The organism is Pseudofrankia asymbiotica (assembly GCF_001983105.1).
GTDB lineage: Bacteria > Actinomycetota > Actinomycetes > Frankiales > Frankiaceae > Pseudofrankia > Pseudofrankia asymbiotica.
On the sequence record NZ_MOMC01000025.1, the window covers coordinates 109329 to 130507 of the forward strand.

Below are 21179 nucleotides of genomic sequence, written 5' to 3' on the forward strand. Positions count from 1 at the left end.
GCCTACGCCTGTACGCCAGATGTGACCCGGAAACAGTCGTAGACGCCCTCGATCCGGCGCACCGCGCCAAGCACCTGCCCCAGGTGCTTGGCGTCCCCCATCTCGAAGGTGAACCGGCTGATCGCCACGTTCTCACGGTTCGTGGTGACCGACGCCGACAGGATGTTGACGTGATGGTCCGACAGCACCCTGGTGACGTCGGAGAGCAGCTTCGCGCGGTCCATCGCCTCCACCTGTATCACCACCAGGAACACCGAGCCGCTGGATGGGGCCCATTCGACACTCACCTGCCGGTCCGCCGTCGGGTTCGCCGGGTCGCCGACGTTGGCGCAGTCGGTGCGGTGCACCGACACACCGCGCCCCCGGGTGACCAGACCGGTGATCTCGTCGCCCGGCATCGGGGTGCAGCACCGGGCGAGCTTCACCCAGATGTCGGACGCCCCGGAGACCAGCACCCCCGGGTCGCCGGCGGAGCGACGCAACGGGCGGATCGGCAGCGCGGTGTCGGCGACGTCCTCCTCGGTCGCCTCCGGGCTGCCCATCGCGGTGAGCAGCCGGTTCACGACCGCCTGCGCGCTGATGTTGTTCTCACCGACCGCCGCGTAGAGCGCGCTCACGTCGGCGTAACGCAGATCCTTGGCCAGGCTGAGCAGGCCCTCGCCGGTCATCAGCCTGGTCAGTGGCAGGTTGTGGCGGCGCAGCGACCTGGCGATCGCGTCGCGGCCCGCGACGACCGCGTCCTCGCGGCGCTCGCGCGCGTGCCACTGGCGGATCTTGGAACGGGCCCGCGACGAGCGGACGAACGTCAGCCAGTCCTCGCTGGGCCCGGCGCCCTGCGCCCGGGAGGTGAACACCTCGACGGTGTCGCCGTTGTCGAGCTCGGTGTCCAGCGTGACGATCCGGCCGTTGATCCGCGCGCCGACGCACTGGTTACCGACGTCGGTGTGGACCGCGTAGGCGAAGTCGATCGGGGTGGAGCCGGCCGGCAGCGCCACGACGTCACCCTTCGGGGTGAACACGAAGACCTCGTCGGCCGGCGCCTCGAACCGCAGGCTGTCGAGGAACTCGCCGGGGTCCGCGGACTCGCGCTGCCAGTCCAGGATCTGGCGCAGCCAGCTGGCCAGGTCCGGCTCGCCGCCGCCGCGGCGGCGACTCCTGGCCAGGTCCGGCTCGTCGCCACCACCTCGGCGGCGGCTGGCGGCCCGGCCCTCCTCCTTGTACTTCCAGTGCGCGGCGATTCCGTACTCGGCCCGGTTGTGCATCCCGTGCGTGCGGATCTGCAGCTCGACCGGCTTGCCCTCCGGGCCGATCACGGTCGTGTGCAGCGACTGGTACATGTTGTACTTCGGCATCGCGATGTAGTCCTTGAACCGGCCCGGGATCGGCTTCCAGTTCGCGTGGACGGTGCCGAGAGCGGCGTAGCAGTCACGGACCGAGTCGACGAGCACCCGGATGCCGACCAGGTCGTAGATGTCGTCGAAGGACCGGCCGCGCACGACCATCTTCTGGTAGATCGAGTAGTAGTGCTTGGGCCGGCCGACGACCACCGAGGGGATGCCCGCCTCCGAGAGGTAGGACTGCACCCCCGCGGTGACGTCGGCGAGGTAGACGTCGCGGCTGGGGGCCCGGTCGGCGACCAGTCGGACGATCTCGTCGTAACGCTTCGGGTACAGGGCGGCGAAGGAGAGGTCCTCCAGCTCCCACTTCAGAGAGTTCATCCCGAGCCGGTGCGCGAGCGGCGCGTAGACCTCCAGCGTCTGGCGGGCCTTGCGCTCCTGCCGGTGCTCGGGCAGGAACCGCAGCGTGYGCATGTTGTGCAGCCGGTCGGAGAGCTTGACGACGAGGGCCCGCGGGTCGCGCGCCATCGCGATCACCATCCGGCGGATCATCTCCGCCTGCGCCATCTCGCCGGCGTTGACCTTCTGCAGCCGGCTGACGGCGTCGACGATCAGCGCGACCTGGTCGCCGAACTGCTCCCGGATCGCGTCGACGGTGAGGGTCGTCTCCTCGAGGGTGTCGTGCAGCAGCGCGGCGCACAGCGTCGGGACGTCCATGCCCAGGTCGGCGAGGATGCTCGCGACCGCGATCGGATGGGTGATGTAGGGGTGGCCGGAGGCGCGCACCTGCCCGGCATGCGCCTCGTCGGCCACCTGGAAGGCCAGCTGGACCGGCCCGATGTCCGCCTTCGGGTGGTTGGTGAGCAGGCCGCGCAGCACCGGGTCCAGCGCGGACGGCGGGGTCTCGCGATGCGGGGACAGGCGCGAGAGGCGGCTGCGCAGCCGCCGTGGCAGGGGCGGCGACTCGTGGCCCAGCCGGGGCTGCACCGGGGCGCCGTCCTCGGGCAGCTCGTCCGGCACCGGCCCGCCGGCCAGGACGCCCCCGCCGACCGCCACGACCGACGCGCCTGAGGCGGCACCACCATTACCGCTGGTGGCGCCGCCAGCGGAGTCACCGCCAGCGCCACCGTCGCCACCAGCCGGGCCGGAGGCCGCGGCCGGGCCAGCGACCGGGGCGCCGTTCCCGGCGGTCTCCGGCTCCGTGGCGGGCCGCTCGGCACCCGTCGGAGCGGCGGCGCCCGCGTCCTCGCCGGCCGCCCGTGTGCCGCCGCCCTGGGTCCCGGTTCTGGGCAGCCCACGGCGCCGCTCCGGCGGCGGGCCCGTCGTGGGCCCGGACGCCGGGAGCTGTCCGCCGCCGGTTGTCACCGGGATTGCGTCGGGCACTGGGCCGCTCCTGCCGGAAAGTCTGACTTCGAGACTAACGCTGGGTTAGCCGCGGGCCTTCCGCAACCCAACCAAGCCGACGCTGAAGCCCCGAGGTCATGCCCTGATCGCGATCGAGCGGGCAGGTAGGGCGCGGCCCCGCGCGACGGTGGACGCTCGCGCCCGGCGGGAGCCAATGACCTAGATCGCCAGGAGGGTGGTCACTTCCAGTGACGGAATCTGGCTCCGGCCGGCCAGGAACGTGAGCTCCATGAGCACGGCGAGGCCGAGCACCTCGGCGCCGCTGTGACGCACCAGGTTGGCGGCCGCGGCGGCCGTGCCCCCGGTGGCGAGGACGTCGTCGATGATGAGCACCCGGTCACCGGCGCCGACGGCGTCGGCGTGCATCTCCAGGACGGCCGTGCCGTACTCCAACGTGTACGACTCGGTGACCGTCGGGCCGGGAAGCTTGCCCTGCTTGCGGATCGGGACGATCCCCGCGCCGATCCGGTCGGCGACCGGCGCCGCCAGCAGGAAGCCGCGGGCCTCGATGCCGGCGACCACGGTCGCGCCCAGCCGCCTCGCCGTGGCGGCGAGCGCGTCGAGCACCGCCCCGAAGGCGGCCGGGGTCGCCAGCAGCGGGGTGATGTCCTTGAACACCACGCCCGGCTGGGGGAAGTCCTGAACGTCGCGCACGTGGGCGCGCAGCGCCGCCGCGGCCTTCTCGAGGCCGGCGCCGGCCGCCGCGGCCGGCTCGGGCACCACGCGGCCCGTGAGAGGAGTCTCGATGCTCGTCATGGCGCCTTCTTACCGCCGCCGCTTCCCGCCGGGGCGTCCTCCGCCACGGCGCGGCGCGGCGCGTCCGCGCCCGGCCGGCTGCCCCGGGCGGGCGCCCGCACGGCGCGGCACCCCCGCCGAGGCGGGTTCCCGTTCCTCACCGACGTCGGCCACGCCGGCGTCCACCTCACCGGCCGCCCCGGCCAGGCGCGGGACGCGCGGTGCCGTGCCCGTGCTCCTGCCCGGCGCCGTGGCGTCGGCCGCCGCGCGGGCGGCGCTCGCCCGCGCCCGCAGCACCCGCGCCTGCAGGGCCCGCACCGCGGGCTCACGCTGCTTGAAGTCCACCAGCAGCGGGGCGGCGAGGAACAGCGACGAGTAGGTGCCCGAGGCGATACCGACGAACTGGGCGAGCGCCAGGTCCTGGAGCGTGCCGGCGCCGAGCAGGCCGGCGCCGACGAACAGCAGCGAGGCGACCGGGATCAGCGCGATGAACGAGGTGTTCAGCGAGCGGATCAGGGTCTCGTTGAGCGAGTCGTTGGTCGCCTCGGGGTAGGTCCGTTTACTGGACGTCGCGAACCCCGCGGTGTTCTCCCGTATGCGGTCGAAGACGACGACGGTGTCGTACAGGGAGAAGCCGAGGATGGCCAGCAGCGCGATGATCGTCGACGGCGTGACCTCGAACCCGACGAGCGAGTAGATGCCGAGCGTCACCACAAGGTCGTGGATCAGCGCCACCATCGCGGCGRCCGCCATCTTCCACTCGAACCGGAACGTCAGGTAGGCCATCACCAGCACGAGGAAGATCACAAGACCCTCGATGGCCTTGTTCGTGATGGTGGATCCCCAGGAGGCGCCGACCGTCGACACCGCGATGTCGGCGTCCTTCGCCCCGAAGTCCTCCGCCACCTGCCTGGTGACCGCGTCGGTCTGGGCGTCGGTGAGCACCGGGGTCTGGACCCGCAGCTGCTTGCTGGTCTCCAGCTGCTGGATGACCGTGTCGTTCGGGTTCACCCCGGCCGAGTTCAGCGTGCCGCGGGCGTCCTCGACCGAGTGGCCGTTCGCCGGGAACTGGAAGACGGCGCCGCCGGAGAAGTCGATGCCCAGCGAGAAGCCGCGCACGATCATGCTGATGATGCAGATCGCCAGCAGGATGCCCGAGAACAGGTACCAGATCTTGCGCCGACCGATGAAGTCGAACCAGAACTCGCCGCGGTAGAACCGGGTGATCGCCGACATCTCAGGACTCCCGCTTCTGTCCGGGTCTGGCGGCACGCGCCCCCGGCCGTTGGCCGGGCGGCACCCCGGTTGGCGCTCCCTGGGGTGTGGCGTTGCCGGCCGGCACTCCGGCGGCCGGCACGGTGCCGACCCGGCGGGAGAGCCGGGGCCGTTCCCGGCCGTCGGTGCTGCCGCGTTTCGACGGGTTGAGGCCCGACCACTTCGGCGAGGTGAACACCCGGCGGCGGACCAGCAGGGTCACCAGCGGCCTGGTGAAGACGAACACGATGACCACGTCGGACAGCGTCGAGAGCCCCAGGGTGAAGGCGAAGCCGCGCACCGACCCGATGGAGACGATGTAGAGGACGGCGGCGGCGAGGAACGAGACCGTGTCCGCGGACAGGATCGTGCGCCGCGCCGCGGGCCAGGCCCGCTCGACGGCCGCCCGCGTGGTCCGGCCCTGGGCGACCTCGTCCTTGATGCGCTCGAAGTAGACGACGAAGGAGTCCGCCGTCACGCCGACCGAGAGGATCAGGCCGGCGATGCCGGCGAGGGTGAGCGTGAACCCGATCGCGTCGCCGAGCAGCGTCACCGTGGCGTAGATCAGCACGCCGCTGACCGCGAGGGAGGAGATCACGACGATGCCGAGCAGCCGGTAGTAGAAGAACGAGTAGAGGATGACCAGGCCGAGACCGATCCCGAGCGCCAGCAGGCCGCCCTTGAGCTCGTGGCGCCCGAGTGTCGGGGAGATCGACTCCGCCTGCGACTTCTCGAACGCCAGCGGCAGCGCGCCGTACTTCAGGACGTTGGCCAGGTCGTTGGCGTCGGACTGGGTGAAAGTACCGGAGATCTGGGCCGAGCCGGGGATGTGCTCGTTGGTCGTCGGCGCAGACTGGACGACGCCGTCGAGCACGATCGCCACCTGCTTGCCGACGGTGTCGTCGGTCAGCTTGGTGAACTTCTTCTGGCCCGAGCCGGTGAAGTCGACGTTGACGACCCACTCACCGGTCGTGACGTTGGTCGTGCCGCCGCTCGACAGCAGGCCCGCCGACGCGGTCTTCACGTCGGTGCCGATCACCTTCGCCGGCTTGAGCAGGTACTTCACGGTGCCGGTCCGGTCGCACGCGACGGTCCAGTCACCCGGCGCGTCGGTCGCGGTGCCGGAGGCCCGCAGCTCCGCCGGGGCACACGTCAGCTCGTCGTACTTCTTCTGGACCGCGGCGGGTGGCGTGTTGGGGTCGGCCGCCGCGCTGGCGCTCGCCGACGGCGCCGGGGTGGGCGTCGCGGCCGGGGTGGCGGCGGCGTTCGCGGCCGGCGTCGCGGTGGGCGATGGCGGCGCCGTCGCGGTCGGTGACGACGCGGCGGCGGGGCTCACCGATGACGTCGGCGACGCGGTGGTGCCGGCGGTCGGCTGCCCGCTCGCCGGCGCCAGCGTGGAACCGGCCGACGGCGACGCCGAGGCGGTCGCGCCGGCGCTCGGGGTGGCCGTCGGGCTGGGCGCGGGCGCCGCGGCACCGGAGGTGGACACCTCGCGGAACCGGAGCTCGGCGGTCTGGCCTACGAGGTTGACCACGTCGGACCGGCCGCGGCCGGGCACCGAGATCTCGATCTGGTTGCCACTGCGCTTGACCTCGGACTCGGCGACGCCGAGGCCGTCGACTCGCTGACGGATGATGTCGACCGCCTTGTCGACGGCGCCGCTGTTGACCTTCTGGCCCGCCTGCGTCGACTTCGGCGTGAGAATGACGCTCGTCCCGCCCTGCAGGTCCAGGCCGAGGCGGGGCGTGAGCGTCCCGGTCAGGGCCATGATCCCGTACAGCACCGCGAGCACGCCGCCGAGAAGACCCAGCCGGACCCAGAACGGCCGCGTCTCGCGCGATCGCGTCGACCGACGTGCCAACGGATTTCCCTTCTGCCCGCCGGGTCAACGATGATCCCGGCCGGAGCCAAACGTATCCGACGGGCGGCGGGATGAGGACGTTAGCCACCCAGCCTGCGTCGAATGCGTCGGATGCGTCTTTCTTCTTACGACGCGCGGACGCCTACAGTTCCTTCTTCGGCGCCTTGCTCGCGTCGTCGGCCGCGGGACGCTCCTCGCTCGTCGTCTCGCCCGTCTCGTCCGTGGACGTTCCGGTCGGCACGGAGTCGGCGGTCGACGCCTCGTCATCCGGCGTCTCCGTCGTGTCCTCGTCGACACCGGTCGCCGGCGTGCTCACGATCCGGCCGATCGCGCCCCGGCTGAACCGGCACACGACATCCGGCGCGACCTCCAGGAGAACGTCCTGGCCGTCGACCTCGACGACCGTCCCGTACAGCCCGCCGCGGGTGATGATGAGACTGCCTGGGCCGAGCTTCGACTGTTCCTGCTGGTTGGCCCGCGATCGGCGGCGTTGGATGGTGAAGAAGTACACCCCAACGAGAATGATCAGAATCGGCAGCAGCCAGCTGCCGGCGCCGCCACCGCCCTTGTCGTCGGCTGCGATGTCGCCGGCCGCGATCGCGGCGGTTGCCATTACGTGCACGTCCTGCTCCTCCTAGGTGTCGCGGCCGATGTTACGTACCGTCGGCGGTGACACGACGGGAGGCCCCTGCGTCGGGCGGCACCCACAGGGCCAACCGAGTGTGGCATTCCGGGTCTTCAGGCGGTACCGGCCTCGAAGCCCGGCTCGAAGAGGGGCGTGGGGAGGGTCTGGGAGCGGCCCAGTGGGTCGGCCGGAGGGTCGTAGCCGAGGTGCGTGAAGGCGGCCGGGGTGGCGACGCGGCCGCGGGCTGTCCTGGCGAGCAGACCGGCACGCAGCAGGAACGGCTCGGCCACGTCCTCCACGGTGTCCGGCTCCTCGCCCACGGCGACCGCGAGCGTGGTGAGCCCGACGGGGCCGCCGCCGAACCGCTTGACCAGCGCGGTGAGCACCGCCCGGTCGAGCCGGTCAAGCCCGAGCGGATCGACGTCGTACACCCGCAGAGCCGCCCTCGCGACCTCCAGAGTGATGATCCCGTCGGCGCGCACCTCGGCGTAGTCGCGGACCCGGCGCAGCAGCCGGTTGGCGATCCGGGGGGTGCCGCGGGAACGCCCCGCCACCTCGACCGCCCCCTCCGGCCGGAGCTCCAACCCGAGCAGCCGGGCGGAGCGGGTGAGCACGGCCGTCAACTCGTCGGTGTCGTAGAAGTCGAGATGGGCGGTGAAGCCGAAACGGTCGCGCAGCGGCCCGGTCAGCAGGCCCGCCCTCGTGGTGGCCCCGACCAGGGTGAACGGGGCGACGTCGAGCGGGATCGCGGTCGCGCCCGGGCCCTTGCCGAGCACCACGTCGACGCGGAAGTCCTCCATCGCGGAGTAGAGGAGTTCCTCGGCCGGGCGGGCGATCCGGTGGATCTCATCGATGAAGAGCACCTCGCCCGGGGCGAGCGCGGTGAGGACGGCGACCAGGTCACCGGCCCGCTCGATCGCCGGGCCGCTGGTGAGCCGCAGCGGCACCGCCATCTCCTGCGCGATGATCATCGCGAGGCTGGTCTTGCCGAGGCCGGGCGGCCCGGAGAACAGCACGTGGTCCGGCGGGTGCCCCCGGCCGCGGGCGCCGGCCATCATGATCGACAGCTGTTCCCGCGCCTTGCGCTGCCCGACGAACTCCGCCAGCGTCCTCGGCCGCAGCCCCGCCTCGAACGCGCGTTCCTCGGCGTCGGCGGCGGCCGTGACAAGCCCTTCCTCGCCTCCCATGCCCCCCACTGTCCCGTTCACTCCCTACCGCCCGGCCACCGGGCCCGCGTGACGCGGGCCCGGTACCCAGCCTCGACGAGCGCGGCCATGGTCCACAAGGAGCCGCCTACCGCGGCCGCAGGACGGCGAGCGCGGCGCGCAGCAGGGCGGAGACGTCGCCCTCCGCGCCGTCGCCCGTCGCCTCCACGGCCTCCGCCGCCTCGCGGTTCGAGTACCCAAGGCCGACCAGCGCGTCCGTCACCTGCTCGGCGGCGGTCCGCGGCGTGGGCATGATCCGTCCCGAGGCGCCGGCGCCGAGGCCGGCACGCGGCGCCGCACCGCCCGCCGGCGGGCCGAGCTTGCCCTTGAGGTCCAGCACGATCCGCTGGGCGCCCTTGCGACCGATGCCAGGCACCTTCGTGAGCACCGCCAGGTCCTCCTCGGCGACGGCGCGGCGCACGTCGTCCGGCGACAGCACACCGAGGACGGCCTGCGCGAGCTTCGGGCCGACGCCGCCGGCGGCCTGGAGGATCTCGAAGACCTCCCGCTCGTCCGCGTCCGCGAACCCGTACAGCGTCAGCTCGGTCTCGCGGACCACCAGCGCGGTCGCGAGCCGCGCCGGCTCGCCGGCCGCCAGCCCGGCCAGCGTCGCCGGGGTGCACTGCACCAGGAGCCCCACCCCGCCGACCTCGACCACGGCCGCCGTCGGCGACACCGACAGCACCGTGCCGGCGACCGACGCGATCACGCCGGTCCCCCGGCCGGCCGCGGCGCGGCGCCGCCGACGCGGGCGGCGCGGGCGGCGTTCGCGCCGGCCGCCGCGGCGCGCACCCGGGCGAGCGCGGGCCCGCGCCAGACATGGCACAGCGCGAGCGCGAGCGCGTCGGCGGCGTCCGCCGGCCTGGGCGGCGCCGCGAGGTCGAGCAGCTTCGTGATCATGAATGTGACCTGGCTCTTGTCCGCCCGGCCGCTGCCGGTGACGGCGGCCTTGACCTCGCTCGGGGTGTACAGGGCGACCGGCAGGCCGCGCCGCGCCGCGAGCACGATCGCGACCGCGCCGACCTGCGCGGTGCCCATCACGGTGCGCACGTTCGCCTGGGCGAACACCCGCTCCACCGCGACCGCGTCCGGACGGTGCCGGTCCAGCCAGGAGTCGATCTCCAGCGAGATGTCCCGCAGCCGGATCGCCACGTCCTCATCCGCCGGCGTCCGCGCGACCCCCACCTCGACCAGCGTCGCCCGCTGCCCCGCACCCCTACCGTCCACAACCCCAAGCCCACACCGCGTCAGCCCGGGATCGACACCGAGCACCCGCACCCGTCGAACCTCCACCCAGGACGACGGCATTCACCGAGATGGCGAACGCCTGTTCGGATCCTAGTACGGGACGGGTCGGACATCGTCAGACACGCTGTGTCTTTGGTTCGCTCCGTCCGGGCGGCGCGCTCCAGCCCCTTACTCGCTTCGCTCCCCAGAGACCTCCGCGCGCCGTCCTCCTACACTCACGGGCGCTACGGCGACCTCGCTGCGGCCCGACCCCGTTCGCTTCGCTCCGGGGCCGGGCCTCCGCGAGGCGCGCCTCCGCGCCCAGCACGGTCACCCGCCGCTGAACGTCACCAGACCGAGGGCGCAGCACCCGCGGGGCCACCACGTCGCTTCGCTCGTGGCCCGTCCTACGCGGGTCCGCGCGTCGACAGGCGGTCGGTCAACCGGCTACCAGCTCCATGACCTCGTCGGAGATGTCGGCGTTGAACCAGACGTACTGGACGTCGTCCAGGTCCTCGAGGGCATCGACGATCTTGAGCACCTTGCGGGCGGGCTCGGCCTCGAGCGGCACGCTGACGCTCGGGAGCCAGGAGATCTCGGCGGATTCCACCGTCAGGCCCGCGTCCGTCGCCGCGACCCGCACCGTGTGCAGGTCGGTGGCCTCGGCGACCACCTCGAAGGCCTCGCCGAGGTCGTTGACCTCGTCGGCGCCGGCGTCGAGAACCGCCATCAGCACGTCGTCCTCGGTCAGCCCCGCGGTCTTGGTGACCAGCACGACGCCCTTGCGGTTGAACAGGTAGGAGACCGAGCCCGGGTCGGCGATCGTGCCGCCGTTGCGGGTGACGGCCACCCGGACGTCGGAGGCGGCGCGGTTGCGGTTGTCGGTGAGGCACTCGACCATCACCGMGACCCCGCTCGGGCCGTAGGCCTCGTAGGTGATCGACTCGTAGGTCACGCCGCCGGCCAGCTCGCCGGAGCCACGCTTGACCGCCCGCTCGATGTTGTCGTTCGGCACCGACTGTGACTTCGCCTTCGCGATCGCGTCGGCGAGGGTGGGGTTACCGGCCGGGTCCCCACCGCCGGTCTTCGCGGCCACCTCGACCGTCTTGATCAGCTTGGCGAACAGCTTGCCACGACGGGCGTCGATGACCGCCTTCTTGTGCTTCGTGGTCGCCCACTTGGAGTGACCGCTCATGCCTGCCCCTCTGTTGACCCAACGCCTCCGGCGACGCGACGACGCAGCACGGTCGCGCCTCCTTCGGCCAGTCCGTCGGCCCGGCCGTTCCCGGCACGGGAAACTTCATGATCCCACAAGGCCGGTGAGTGCGCGAGAATGGCGGAGCCTCGCGCATCGAAGGCCAAGTTCTGGCTGTCACGCCGGGCGGGCGCCGTAGCCGGCCGACCGGGTGAACGTAGTGTTTCCTCCTACCATCTTCGCAACGACCTCGGGGCGCCCAGCCCCTCGGGTCGAGCGAGGCTCGACGACCGGGACGGCCCGCGGAGCGCCGTCGCCGGCGTCCGAGGAGCCGGCCGGAGCGCCGCATCCACGGCTAGCTGGTGAACCCGCGCCGGTCGCCGTCAGCCCCGCGCGAGCCGGCGGGCCACCAGGTCGACGAACAGCTCGTGCATCCGGATGTCCCCCGTCAGCTCCGGGTGGAACGACGTCGCCAGCAGGTGGCCCTGCCGGACCGCCACCGGGTGTTCCCCGACCCTGGCGAGGACCGTCACCCCATCTCCGGCCTTCTCCACCCATGGCGCGCGGATGAACACGGCATGCAGCGGCGGACCGGTCAGGCCCTCCACCTCCAGGTCGGCCTCGAACGAGTCGACCTGCCGGCCGAAGGCGTTGCGCCGCACGACGACGTCGAGCCCACCGATCAGCGGCTGGTCCGGGCGGCCGTCCAGCACGTCCTGAGCGAGCAGGATCATCCCGGCGCACGAGCCGTACACCGGCAGGCCGTCGCCGACCGCGGCACGCAGCGGATCGAGCAGCCCGAAGATCCGCAACAGTCGCCCGATCGTCGTCGACTCCCCGCCCGGCAGGACGAGCCCGTCGACGGCGGCGAGCTCCTCGGGCCGCCGCACCTCGACGGCCTCAGCCCCGGCCGCCGCCAGCGCCCGGGCATGCTCCCGCACGTCCCCCTGCAGCGCCAGCACCCCGATGCGAGCGGTCTCCTCCGAGCTCACCACCCGCGGTCGGCGTAGCGGGCCGCCGCGGGCAGCTCACCCACGTTGATGCCGACCATGGCCTCGCCGAGGCCGCGAGAGACCTTGGCGATCACGCCCGGGTCGTTGTACATCGTCGTCGCCTCGACGATCGCCCGCGCGCGCTTGGCCGGGTCGCCGGACTTGAAGATGCCGGAACCGACGAACACGCCTTCGGCGCCGAGCTGCATCATCAGAGCCGCGTCCGCCGGGGTGGCGATACCGCCGGCGGTGAACAGCACGACCGGCAGCTTGCCGAGCCGGGCCACCTCCGCGACCAGGTCATACGGCGCGCGCAGCTCCTTGGCGGCGGAGTAGAGCTCCTCGGCGGGCAGCGCCGAGAGCCGGGCGATCTCCGCGCGGATGGTGCGCATGTGCACGACGGCGTTGGACACCTCGCCGGTGCCCGCCTCGCCCTTCGAGCGGATCATCGCGGCGCCCTCGGAGATCCGCCGCAGCGCCTCGCCCAGGTTCGTCGCCCCGCAGACGAACGGGACCGTGAACGCCCACTTGTCGATGTGGTGGTGCGGGTCGGCCGGGGTGAGCACCTCGGACTCGTCGACGTAGTCGACACCCAGCGCCTGCAGCACCTGCGCCTCGACGAAGTGCCCGATCCGGGCCTTCGCCATGACCGGGATGGAGACGGCCTCGACGATGCCCTGGATCATGTCGGGATCGCTCATCCGGGCGACGCCGCCCTGGGCGCGGATGTYGGCCGGGACCCGCTCGAGCGCCATCACGGCGACGGCACCGGCGTCCTCGGCGATCTTGGCCTGCTCAGGTGTGACCACGTCCATGATCACACCCCCCTTGAGCATCTCGGCCATACCGCGCTTGACGGGCACGGTGCCGGCCTGCCTCGCCGGCCCGGCGGGCGCGGGGACTCCGGCGGGGTTTCCAGCTGGCGTGGCTCCGGCAGGCATGGCGATCCATCTCTCTCGGGTGTCCTCGACACGGTCAGGTACTCCGGTCATGTCCGGCGCCGGTGGCCCTCGGCCGTGCGGCCGCGCGGCTCCCGCCGTCCCGATGGACCACAGAACCCGCGCGTCGGGGCCGGACAGGGCAGGTCTTGGAAGGCGGTTCGGGGCTGTGCCCAGCCCTCGGCCGGCCTACCCGACCGGCCTCAGGTGATCCCCGGCCGGCCGTCACGGCCAGCCCTCACCGCGCCCCGGGCGGACATACCACCACCATGGTACGGCCGGACGCCGCGCCCATCCCTCACCACGACACGTCCCGCTGATCACCCTCGGCTGCTGGCGCTCCCGGCGGCCGGCACCTCCGGCCACTCCGCGGTCCCCGCCACCAGCGCTATATGGCTCCGCCTGGAACCACCCGGGCCGGGCGCCCCATGCCCGGCGAGGAGGCGCCCAGCGGCCCGCCTCGCGCCGGCAGGGCGTCGTCGATCTCGAAGTAGGCCGGCAGCGGGCGCCGGCTGCCCAGGCGCGTCATCCGCACCAGGCGCCGGCCGCGCAGCGCCCGCAGGTCGCGCACCGCGTCGTTGTGCAGCTGGCGCGCGAGTGCCACCCGGGCCGCGGCCGAGTCGACGGCGTGCAGCAGCTCCGGGGCGCCCTGGCCGGCGCTGCCCACCTCGGGCGCGCGCAGCGCACGGCTGAGCTCGTTCTCCGTGTCCTCGACGCCGTTGTCCAGCGACGCGCCGGCCCGCAGCGCCGCATGCCCGGCCAGCGCCTGCTCGGCCGCCGCGGCCAGCGAGACGAGCCCGCGGCTCTCGGCCAGCGCGACCGCCGCCTGGGCGCGGGCGGCGAGCTGGGCGACCAGCCCGGCCCGGGCCGCGTCCACCCGTACGCCGAGTCGGTCAAGCCGACGGGCGATCCAGGTGAGGTAGGTCGCGATCGCCACCACGACGGCGACCACGGCCACGACGACTGTCATTCCGGGCAGCGTAGACGACCAGGTGACCGCCAGGTCCGAGACGTCCCAAGCATCACAGAACCTTCCGCCCAGGACGGTTCAGGCGTCCACGGCGGAGGCCAGGGAGACGGGGTCCGCACCGGCGGTGACCATCCGGTAGATGTCGACGATCGACTCGACGATCACCGGCCAGTCGTAGCCGGCGACGAGGTCCCGGCCGCGCCGGGCGAGCGCGGCGCGCGCCCCGTCGTCGCCGAGCAGGTCGGCGAGCCCCGCGGCGAGCTGGGCCGGCTCGCCGACGTCGAACAGCCGCCCCGCGTGGCCGTCGTCCAGCACCCGGCGGAACGCGTCGAGGTTGCTGGCCATGACGGGGGTTCCCGCGGCCATCGCCTCCAGCAGCACGATGCCGAAGCTTTCCTGGCCGGTGTTCGGCGCGCAGTACACGTCGGCGGAGGCGAACACCCGGGCCTTGTCCTCCCCCGACACGAGGCCGACGAGGTCCACCCGGTCACGCAGCGGCGGGTCGAGCCGGGATCGCACCGCGGCCACGTCACCCGGCCCGGCGACGAGCAGACGCACGCCCGGCACCCTGCGGGCGAGCTCCGGGAGCGCGGCGAGCAGCACGTCCAGCCCCTTGCGCGGCTCGTCGATGCGCCCGAGGAAGCACACGGTGTGCCGCGGCGGCTCGTAGCCGGGCAGCGGGCGGGCGCCCGCGAACGCGGCGACGCGCACCCCGTTCGGGATCAGCACCGCGCTGGTGCCGAGATGCTCGACGATCGTGCGCCTGGCCGCCTCGGAGACGGCGATCCGGGCGCGCAGCTTCTCCAGCGACGGCTGGAGGGCGCCCTGGGCGGCGGTGAGGATCTTCGAACGCGGGTTGGCCGTGTGGAAGGTGCCGACGATCGGGCCGTCGGCGAGCATGCAGGCGAGCAGGCCGACACTCGGAGCGGTCGGCTCGTGGACGTGCAGCACGTCGAAGTCGTACTCACGCAGCCAGCGGCGCACCCGCGTCGCCGAGACCGGGCCCATCAGCACCCGGGACACCGAGCCGTTGTACGGCACCGGCAGCGCGCGGCCGGCGTCGACGGCATAGGGCGGCAGCGCGTCCGCGTCGTCGACCGGAGTGATCACCGAGACCTCGTGCCCGGCCGCGATCAGCGTCTCGGCCAGGTCCCGGACGTGGACCTGCACCCCGCCCGGGACGTCCCAGGTGTAAGGACAGGCCAGCCCGACCCTCACCGCGCTCCCGGCCCCGCCGGGCCGCCGGTCCCGCCGGTCCCGGCGTCACCGTTACCCCCGGCCTCGGTATCGCCGTCAGCGCCGGCCTCGGCGTCGCCGTCACCGCCGGGCGCGATGTCGCGGTTCCCCCCGACCGCGCCACCAGGCGCCGCCTGGCCGGCGGCCCGCTCCGGCACCGCCCCGGCCGGCTCGTCCTCCAGCCAGACACGCTGCAGCATGTGCCAGTCGGCCGGGTGCTCGGCGATCACCGCCGCGAACGCGTCGGCCATCGCCTGGGTCATCGTCGCCACGTCGGTGTGCTCGACGGGCGGGAAGATCCGGCCGCTCCACCCGTTTCCGTCGAACCAGAGCGTGGTCGGCAGCAACACGGCGCCGGTGCGCAGCGCGAGCGCCGCCGGCCCCGCCGCCATCCGCGCCCGCGCGCCGAAGAAGTCGACGGGCACGCCGCGCGCGGACAGGTCCCGGTCGGCCAGCAGACAGAGGCAGCCGCCGGCCAGGAGCCGCTCGGTGAGCAGCGCCGACGGCGGCTCGGCGCCGCCGGTGAGCGGGATGACCTCCATCCCGAGCGACTCGCGGAACGCGACGAACCGGTCGAACAGCGACTCGGGCCTCAACCGCTCGGCGACGGTGGTGAAGGGCACGCCGGTGCCCGCGAGCCAGGCGCCGGCCTGCTCCCAGTTCCCCATGTGCGGCAGGGCAAGGATCATGCCCTTGCCGGCGGCGTAGGCATCGCGCAGATAGTGCTCGTCGTGGATGAACATGTCCCCGATGCAGCGCTCGGGCGGCATGTCCTGGAGCCGGAAGACCTCCAGCCAGTAACGCGCGTACGACCGCATCGCGGCCTTCGTCAGCGCGTCCAGATCGGTCCCTTCGGGCGCGACCCTGGCGAGGTTCGACCGCAGCCGCCGCACTCCCTTGCCACCGCGACGGCTGGCCCAGTCGGCCCCGGCGTCGAAGCCGCGCGCGGCGATCCGCTCGGGCAGCGCGCGCACGACGCGCCAGCCCATGGCATAGGAGAGGTCGGTGAACCGTCCGGAGGAGGGCACGGGACGCGCGGCCCCCGGGTCAGCCGGCCGAGGTGACCGGACCGGCCGCCTCGACGCCGACGACCGCGCCGACCACGGCCCTCGAGCCCACCGGGCCGGCGGTCCGATCGGCCGGAGCCCCGTGGGCGGGCGCCCCGTCGGCCGCCGCCCCGTTGGCCGAGGGCGGGGCAGCCGAAGGCTCGCCAGCCGGCGGGGCGGCGGCGCCCGCTGCCGCCGGGACCGCCGCGGCGGCGCCCGCGCCGCCGGAACGCTGGAACTGCCGGTACACGTGCCAGATCCGCTGGATGACCGTGACGACGGTCGCCGCGGCGAGCACCCACAGCGCGATCGGCAGCAGGTACGGCACGCCCAGGCCGTAGAGACCAGAGGCGACGAGCAGGACGAGCAGCCGCTCGCCACGCTCGGCGAGGCCGACGTCGCAGGTGAAACCGAGGCTTTCCGCCCGCGCCTTGACATAGGACGTCACGGCGGCCGCGACCAGGCTGATCAGCGCCGCCCCGGCCAGCGGCAGCGAGTCGCCGTCGCCCGCGTACCAGAGCACCAGGGAGCCGAAGACCGCGCCGTCGCCCAGCCGGTCGGAGGTGGAGTCGAGGAAGGCGCCCCACTTCGACGAGATCCCGCGGGCCCGCGCGATCGTGCCGTCGATGAGATCCGAGAACACGAACAGCGTGATCACGATGGTGCCGAGGAAGAACACGCCCCGGGTAAAGAAGCCGAGCGCGCCGCCGACCACTCCGACCGTGCCGATGATCGTCACCAGGTCCGGGGAGAGAGACGTCCTGGCCGCCCATCGGCTGAACGGCTCCAGCAGCCGGTTGATCTGCGGCCGCGCCTTGCTAGCGAGCATGTCCATCCCGTCGTGTCCGGCGCCGTGTCATTCGCGCGAGTTCACCCTACGGCGGTCGCCGGTCTGGGCAAGGAGTGCCCGGACTGGTACGGCTTGGCCGGGTCCGGGCCGACGGGCGGCACCTGAGGTGACCATGGTCCCGCGTACGGGACGCCAGCACTTGGTGCCACACGGGGTGTTGCGGGGAACTAACTTGGAGTTCACCTGGTCTTGTGCTTTAGGTCACATGAGCGCAGGCTGGGCGACGACGTCAGCACCCGTCCGAGCGCAGGAGGCCAAAGGAGGCGCGAACGAACATGCTCTTTCCTTCCGCGCGCGGCGGCCCCCGCCCCCTGGAACCCAGACCCCCGGAACATCGGCTCTTGGCGCGATAAGAAGGCCAAAGGGCGCGCGATCATGGCGTAGCCGCGCGCGTGGAGGCCCCGGCCGTCAGAAAACCAGGGGCGTTCGGCTGGACCGAACGGAGGCCGAGATGCCGTCTGCCGCGGCTAATGTCCGCAACGTCGTCCTCGTAGGACACACTGGCGCGGGAAAGACCGCGCTGGTCGAGGACCTGCTCACCGTGACCGGCGCCCCGAGCGCCGGGCAGAGCCGCGAGCAGGCCCGCCACGGGGACGGCGAGCACCGTTCGACCCGCGGGATCAGCCTCACGCTGTCCGCGTTGCGCCACCGGAACATGACGATCAACCTGCTGGACACCCCCGGCTATCCCGACTTCGTCGGCGAGCTGCGCGCCGGGCTGCGCGCCGCCGACGCCGCGCTGTTCATCGTCAGCGCGGTCGACGGCATCGACGGCGCCACCAGGGCGCTGTGGGCCGAGTGCTCGGACGTGAACATGCCGCGCGCCGTCGTCGTCACCCGCCTCGACCACCCGAGGGCCGACTTCACCGCCGCCGTCGCCGCCTGCCAGGACGCCTTCGGCACCGGCGTCCTGCCCGTCTTCCTGCCCGACGGCGCCCCCCAGGCCGGTGCGGAGGCCCGCCTGGTCGGGCTGCTCACCGGCCGCGTCGTCGAGTACGGCCGCGGTGGCCGGCACGAGATCGACGAACCCAGCGGGCTCAACGGCGCCTTCGAGGCGGCCCGGGGCGCGCTGATCGAGGGCATCATCGCCGAGAGCGAGGACGAGGGCCTGCTCGACCGCTACCTCGGCGGTGAGGAGCTCGACCCCAAGATGCTGCTCGACGACGCCGAGACCGCGATCGCGCACGGCGCCTTCCACCCGGTGCTTCCGTTCGCGCGCGCCACGAACGGCGCCGGCCCGCCCGTCGGCTCGGTCGAGCTGCTCGACATGATGGTCGACGCGTTCCCCTCCCCCGCCGAACACCCGATGCCGCCGCTCACCCGCTGCGACGGATCGGACTGCCCGGGGATCTCCGCCGACCCGGACGGGCCGCTGCTCGCCGAGGTCGTGCGCACCACCACCGACCCCTACGTCGGGCGGATGTCGGTCGTGCGGGTCTTCTCCGGCACGCTGCGCCCCGACGCCACGGTGCACGTCTCGGGCCACGGCCGCGCCGCCGCCGGCCACCCCGACCACGACGTCGACGAGAAGATCGGCGGGCTGTCGCTGCCCGAGGGCACCGCGCTGCACCCGGTCGACGCCTGCCCGGCCGGCGGCATCTGCGTGGTCACGAAGCTGGGCACCGCCGAGACCGGTGACACCCTCTCCGACCGGGACGACCCTCGCCTGCTGGCGCCGTGGTCGATGCCGGAGCCGCTGCTGCCGATCGCGATCGAGGCGCGTACCAAGTCCGACGAGGACAAGCTGCCGGGGGCGCTCGCGCGCCTGGCGGCCGAGGACCCGACGGTGACCGTTCGGACCGACACCGAGACCGGGCAGTTGCTGCTGTGGTGCATGGGCGAGGCGCACGTCGACGTGCTGCTCGACCGGCTCGCGAGCCGGTACGGCGTCGACGTCGACCGCGGCGAGCCGAAGATCGCGCTGCGCGAGTCCCTGCGTGGCGCGGCGCACGGCCTCGGCCGGCACGTCAAGCAGTCCGGCGGGCACGGCCAGTACGCGATCTGCCAGATCGAGGCGGAGCCCCTCCCCGCCGGCTCGGGCCTCCAGTTCGTAGACGAGATCGTCGGCGGCGCGGTCCCTCGCTCGTTCATCCCGTCCGTGGAGAAGGGCATCGTCGCCCAGATGGCCAGGGGTGTCGCCACCGGCTGCCCGATGGTCGACATCCGGGTCCGCCTCGTCGACGGCAAGGCGCACAGCGTCGACTCGTCCGACATGGCGTTCCAGATCGCCGGCGGCCTCGCCCTTCGCGACGCCGCCGCGAAGGCCGGGGTGGCGCTGCTCGAGCCGATCCTGGAGGTCTCCGTCCTCGTGCCCGACGAGCATGTGGGTGCGGTCATGGGTGACCTCTCCGGCCGCCGCGGCCGCGTGATCGGCATGGAGCCCCTGGGCGCGGGCGACGTCGGTCGCACCGTCATCAGGGCGGAGGTCCCCGAGCTGGAGATGATCCGCTACGCCATCGAGCTGCGTTCCCTCACCCAGGGCACCGGCACCTTCACCCGCTGCGCGGCTCGCTACGAGCCCATGCCCGACCACGTGGCGTCCACGATGATCCGCGACCGCGCCACCTAACCGTTCCGCTCCGGTCGAGGCACCCCGCCTCGACCGGAGCGGACGACGGACTCATGCCGTCGTCAGCCCTCGTCGGTGGTCTTCTCCCAGGCATCGGCGATCAGCGTCCTGGTCTCGCCCAGCAGCGCGGGCAGCACCCTGGTGCCCCCGATCACCGGCATGAAGTTCGTGTCCCCACCCCAGCGCGGCACCACGTGCTGGTGCACATGCGCCGCGATCCCCGCGCCGGCGACCGACCCGAGGTTCATCCCCGTGTTGAACCCGTGCGCCCCACTGGCCAGCCGTAGCGCGCGCAGCGCCCGCTGCATGAAGAACGCCATCTCGGTCGTCTCGTCCGGCGTGAGGTCGGCGTAGTCGGCCACGTGCCGGTACGGGACCACCATCAGATGCCCAGCGTTGTACGGGTAGAGGTTGAGCACCGCGTAGACCACCGCGCCGCGGGCCACCACGAGCCCGTCCTGGTCGGTCATCGCCGGAATCAGGCAGAACGGGCAGCCGTCGCTGTCCRACCGTCCCTCGCCCTTGATGTAGGCCATCCGGTGCGGCGTGTACAGCCGCCGGAACGCGTCCGGCATCCCGACGCCCGCCTGCTCATCCAGCCAGATCCCGCTCGGCGTCGAGCCGTCCGCCATCCCGCTCAACCGCCTACCTCACATCCCCTGCCATCCCGCACCGCGCTCCCGACCGTACCAGCCCCACTGGCCCCACCAGCCCGGCCCGAATCCCGTCCACCTGCCCGCCGGGCAGCCGGTCGCGCACCGCGACGACGTCCCGACGACGTACCGGCACCACTCCCGGATCCGCCCCGGCCGTCCCACCGCCCATCCAGGCCGAGCTGCCCACCCGCCGGCAGCCGCCCCCATCAGGGTGACGCCCGGCCTGCCGCCGTCCCGCCCAGGGTGACCCGCCCCCCGCTCCGCCCAGACCGGGGCATAGCGCCAGTCGATCAGTGGCCACCAACTCGGCCACCGTCCAGACTCGGACCGACACCCGACCCGAGGAGACTCATGACCCCCGGCCGCCCAAGCGCGACCAAGTCCCCGAGCAAACGGGAAGCAAAGGAAATCTCACCCCTGATTCCCTCCAAAGCCCCGCCTCACAACGCACTCACCCACCGCCGCGCAAGCCCAGAGCTCCCTCGCGACGCCCCCAAACAACGCCATACAGGTCCGGCACCCCAAGGCGACGCCCCCAAACATCGCCGTACAACGCCGGAAGCCGAAGGCGACGCACCCCACGATGACCGCGCAAGCACGAAAGCCAAGGCCTCATCCCCGGCCAGTGCCTTGAGAGACTGCGGCCAAGGCGACGCATCCCACCAGCACCACACAGGCCCGGCAGCCCACCGCGACGCGCCAACCCATGGCCCCGTAAGAAACGAGAAAGGCCGCAACGCGCGAAGCGCGAGCGGCCCGGGGGTGTCGGGGGCGGAGCCCCTGACACGGGGGTTCCAGGGGGTCGTCCCCCTGGGCAGACATTGCGGCCGGAGGCGAAGCCGCCAAAAGCGGCAAGCAGCCGAATCCCGGCTCGTGGGCGTACGTGGTTTCGAACCACGGACCTCTGCCGTGTGAAGGCAGCGCTCTACCCCTGAGCTATACGCCCGCTAGGCGCAGCCGGACTCGATCTCTGGGTGGATGGTCGGGCGATTCCGACCGGTCATCCGTCGATCAAGCACTCCGCCGATCAGTCTCTCGATCGACTGGCTGCGGGCCTCAGCTTACACAACCCGATGGGA

The 21179-nt window shown here is 72.9% G+C and carries 16 protein-coding genes, 1 tRNA gene and 1 pseudogene; 1 reads left to right on the top strand and 17 read right to left on the bottom strand.

Annotation, left to right across the window (positions count from 1 at the left end; genetic code table 11):
• Positions 1 to 2: 2 nt before the first annotated feature.
• The 15 genes and pseudogenes from BL253_RS13855 to pgsA all read right to left on the bottom strand — a co-directional run bounded on the left by BL253_RS13855 (position 3) and on the right by pgsA (position 16860).
• Positions 3 to 2720 carry a RelA/SpoT family protein gene (locus BL253_RS13855; RefSeq protein WP_076817005.1) on the bottom strand — a complete coding sequence of 906 codons (2718 nt, stop codon included), beginning with the start codon at positions 2718 to 2720 and terminating at the stop codon, positions 3 to 5.
• A 180-nt stretch (positions 2721 to 2900) separates the two neighbouring features.
• Positions 2901 to 3497, bottom strand: coding sequence for an adenine phosphoribosyltransferase (locus BL253_RS13860; RefSeq protein ID WP_076817007.1), 597 nt, complete (start codon positions 3495 to 3497; stop codon positions 2901 to 2903).
• Positions 3498 to 3506: 9 nt separating this feature from the next.
• On the bottom strand, positions 3507 to 4712 hold the full coding sequence (secF, locus tag BL253_RS13865) for a protein translocase subunit SecF (protein WP_076817009.1): 1206 nt from the start codon (positions 4710 to 4712) through the stop codon (positions 3507 to 3509).
• Position 4713: 1 nt separating this feature from the next.
• The gene (secD, locus tag BL253_RS13870; protein ID WP_076817011.1) at positions 4714 to 6591 is read right to left on the bottom strand and encodes a protein translocase subunit SecD; all 1878 of its coding nucleotides are present in this window, start codon (positions 6589 to 6591) and stop codon (positions 4714 to 4716) included.
• Between the two features lie 142 nt (positions 6592 to 6733).
• A complete protein-coding gene (yajC, locus tag BL253_RS13875) occupies positions 6734 to 7204 on the bottom strand; it encodes a preprotein translocase subunit YajC (protein WP_338013713.1) in 471 nt (156 codons plus the stop codon).
• A 125-nt stretch (positions 7205 to 7329) separates the two neighbouring features.
• Positions 7330 to 8403, bottom strand: coding sequence for a Holliday junction branch migration DNA helicase RuvB (gene ruvB / locus BL253_RS13880; protein ID WP_076817015.1), 1074 nt, complete (start codon positions 8401 to 8403; stop codon positions 7330 to 7332).
• Between the two features lie 106 nt (positions 8404 to 8509).
• Positions 8510 to 9130, bottom strand: coding sequence for a Holliday junction branch migration protein RuvA (gene ruvA, locus BL253_RS13885; protein WP_076817017.1), 621 nt, complete (start codon positions 9128 to 9130; stop codon positions 8510 to 8512).
• Positions 9127 to 9699, bottom strand: coding sequence for a crossover junction endodeoxyribonuclease RuvC (ruvC, locus tag BL253_RS13890; protein ID WP_076817018.1), 573 nt, complete (start codon positions 9697 to 9699; stop codon positions 9127 to 9129). The genes ruvA and ruvC overlap by 4 nt, the downstream gene beginning before the upstream one ends.
• Positions 9700 to 10087: 388 nt before the next feature.
• Entirely contained in the window at positions 10088 to 10843 is a 756-nt protein-coding gene (locus BL253_RS13895; RefSeq protein WP_076817020.1) for a YebC/PmpR family DNA-binding transcriptional regulator, read from the bottom strand.
• A gap of 383 nt (positions 10844 to 11226) precedes the next feature.
• A complete protein-coding gene (gene pdxT / locus BL253_RS13900) occupies positions 11227 to 11838 on the bottom strand; it encodes a pyridoxal 5'-phosphate synthase glutaminase subunit PdxT (RefSeq protein ID WP_076817022.1) in 612 nt (203 codons plus the stop codon).
• A complete protein-coding gene (gene pdxS, locus BL253_RS13905; protein WP_076817024.1) occupies positions 11832 to 12776 on the bottom strand; it encodes a pyridoxal 5'-phosphate synthase lyase subunit PdxS in 945 nt (314 codons plus the stop codon). The genes pdxT and pdxS overlap by 7 nt, the downstream gene beginning before the upstream one ends.
• 385 nt (positions 12777 to 13161) lie before the next feature.
• The gene (locus tag BL253_RS13910; RefSeq protein ID WP_241834773.1) at positions 13162 to 13743 is read right to left on the bottom strand and encodes a hypothetical protein; all 582 of its coding nucleotides are present in this window, start codon (positions 13741 to 13743) and stop codon (positions 13162 to 13164) included.
• A gap of 78 nt (positions 13744 to 13821) precedes the next feature.
• Positions 13822 to 14961: a glycosyltransferase family 4 protein gene (locus BL253_RS13915; RefSeq protein ID WP_076817026.1), complete on the bottom strand. Its 1140-nt coding sequence runs from the start codon at positions 14959 to 14961 to the stop codon at positions 13822 to 13824.
• A gap of 191 nt (positions 14962 to 15152) precedes the next feature.
• Positions 15153 to 15968 (bottom strand): annotated as a pseudogene (locus tag BL253_RS13920) (phosphatidylinositol mannoside acyltransferase); the annotation flags it as partial.
• Positions 15969 to 16026: 58 nt separating this feature from the next.
• Entirely contained in the window at positions 16027 to 16860 is an 834-nt protein-coding gene (gene pgsA / locus BL253_RS13925; RefSeq protein WP_420801659.1) for a phosphatidylinositol phosphate synthase, read from the bottom strand.
• 466 nt (positions 16861 to 17326) lie between these two features.
• On the opposite strand from pgsA, the gene BL253_RS13930 reads away from it, so the two are divergent.
• Positions 17327 to 19444 (top strand): elongation factor G-like protein EF-G2, encoded by a 2118-nt coding sequence (locus tag BL253_RS13930; protein ID WP_076817028.1) that lies wholly within the window; start codon positions 17327 to 17329, stop codon positions 19442 to 19444.
• A 62-nt stretch (positions 19445 to 19506) separates the two neighbouring features.
• Here BL253_RS13930 and BL253_RS13935 read toward each other — a convergent pair whose 3' ends face one another.
• Together BL253_RS13935 and BL253_RS13940 are read right to left on the bottom strand one after the other, a co-directional pair.
• Positions 19507 to 20076, bottom strand: coding sequence for an HIT family protein (locus tag BL253_RS13935; protein ID WP_076817029.1), 570 nt, complete (start codon positions 20074 to 20076; stop codon positions 19507 to 19509).
• 898 nt (positions 20077 to 20974) lie between these two features.
• Positions 20975 to 21046: transfer RNA gene (locus tag BL253_RS13940), tRNA-Val, on the bottom strand.
• Positions 21047 to 21179: the final 133 nt, after the last annotated feature.

What these genes read in the sequence shown, in the direction of transcription:
- ruvB (WP_076817015.1), bottom strand. Translation starts at nt 8,403, where the DNA reads ATGGGAGGCGAGGAAGGGCTTGTCACGGCCGCCGCCGACGCCGAGGAA.
- BL253_RS13930 (WP_076817028.1), top strand. Translation starts at nt 17,327, where the DNA reads ATGCCGTCTGCCGCGGCTAATGTCCGCAACGTCGTCCTCGTAGGACAC.
- pgsA (WP_420801659.1), bottom strand. Translation starts at nt 16,860, where the DNA reads ATGGACATGCTCGCTAGCAAGGCGCGGCCGCAGATCAACCGGCTGCTG.
- yajC (WP_338013713.1), bottom strand. Translation starts at nt 7,204, where the DNA reads ATGGCAACCGCCGCGATCGCGGCCGGCGACATCGCAGCCGACGACAAG.
- BL253_RS13910 (WP_241834773.1), bottom strand. Translation starts at nt 13,743, where the DNA reads ATGACAGTCGTCGTGGCCGTGGTCGCCGTCGTGGTGGCGATCGCGACC.
- BL253_RS13860 (WP_076817007.1), bottom strand. Translation starts at nt 3,497, where the DNA reads ATGACGAGCATCGAGACTCCTCTCACGGGCCGCGTGGTGCCCGAGCCG.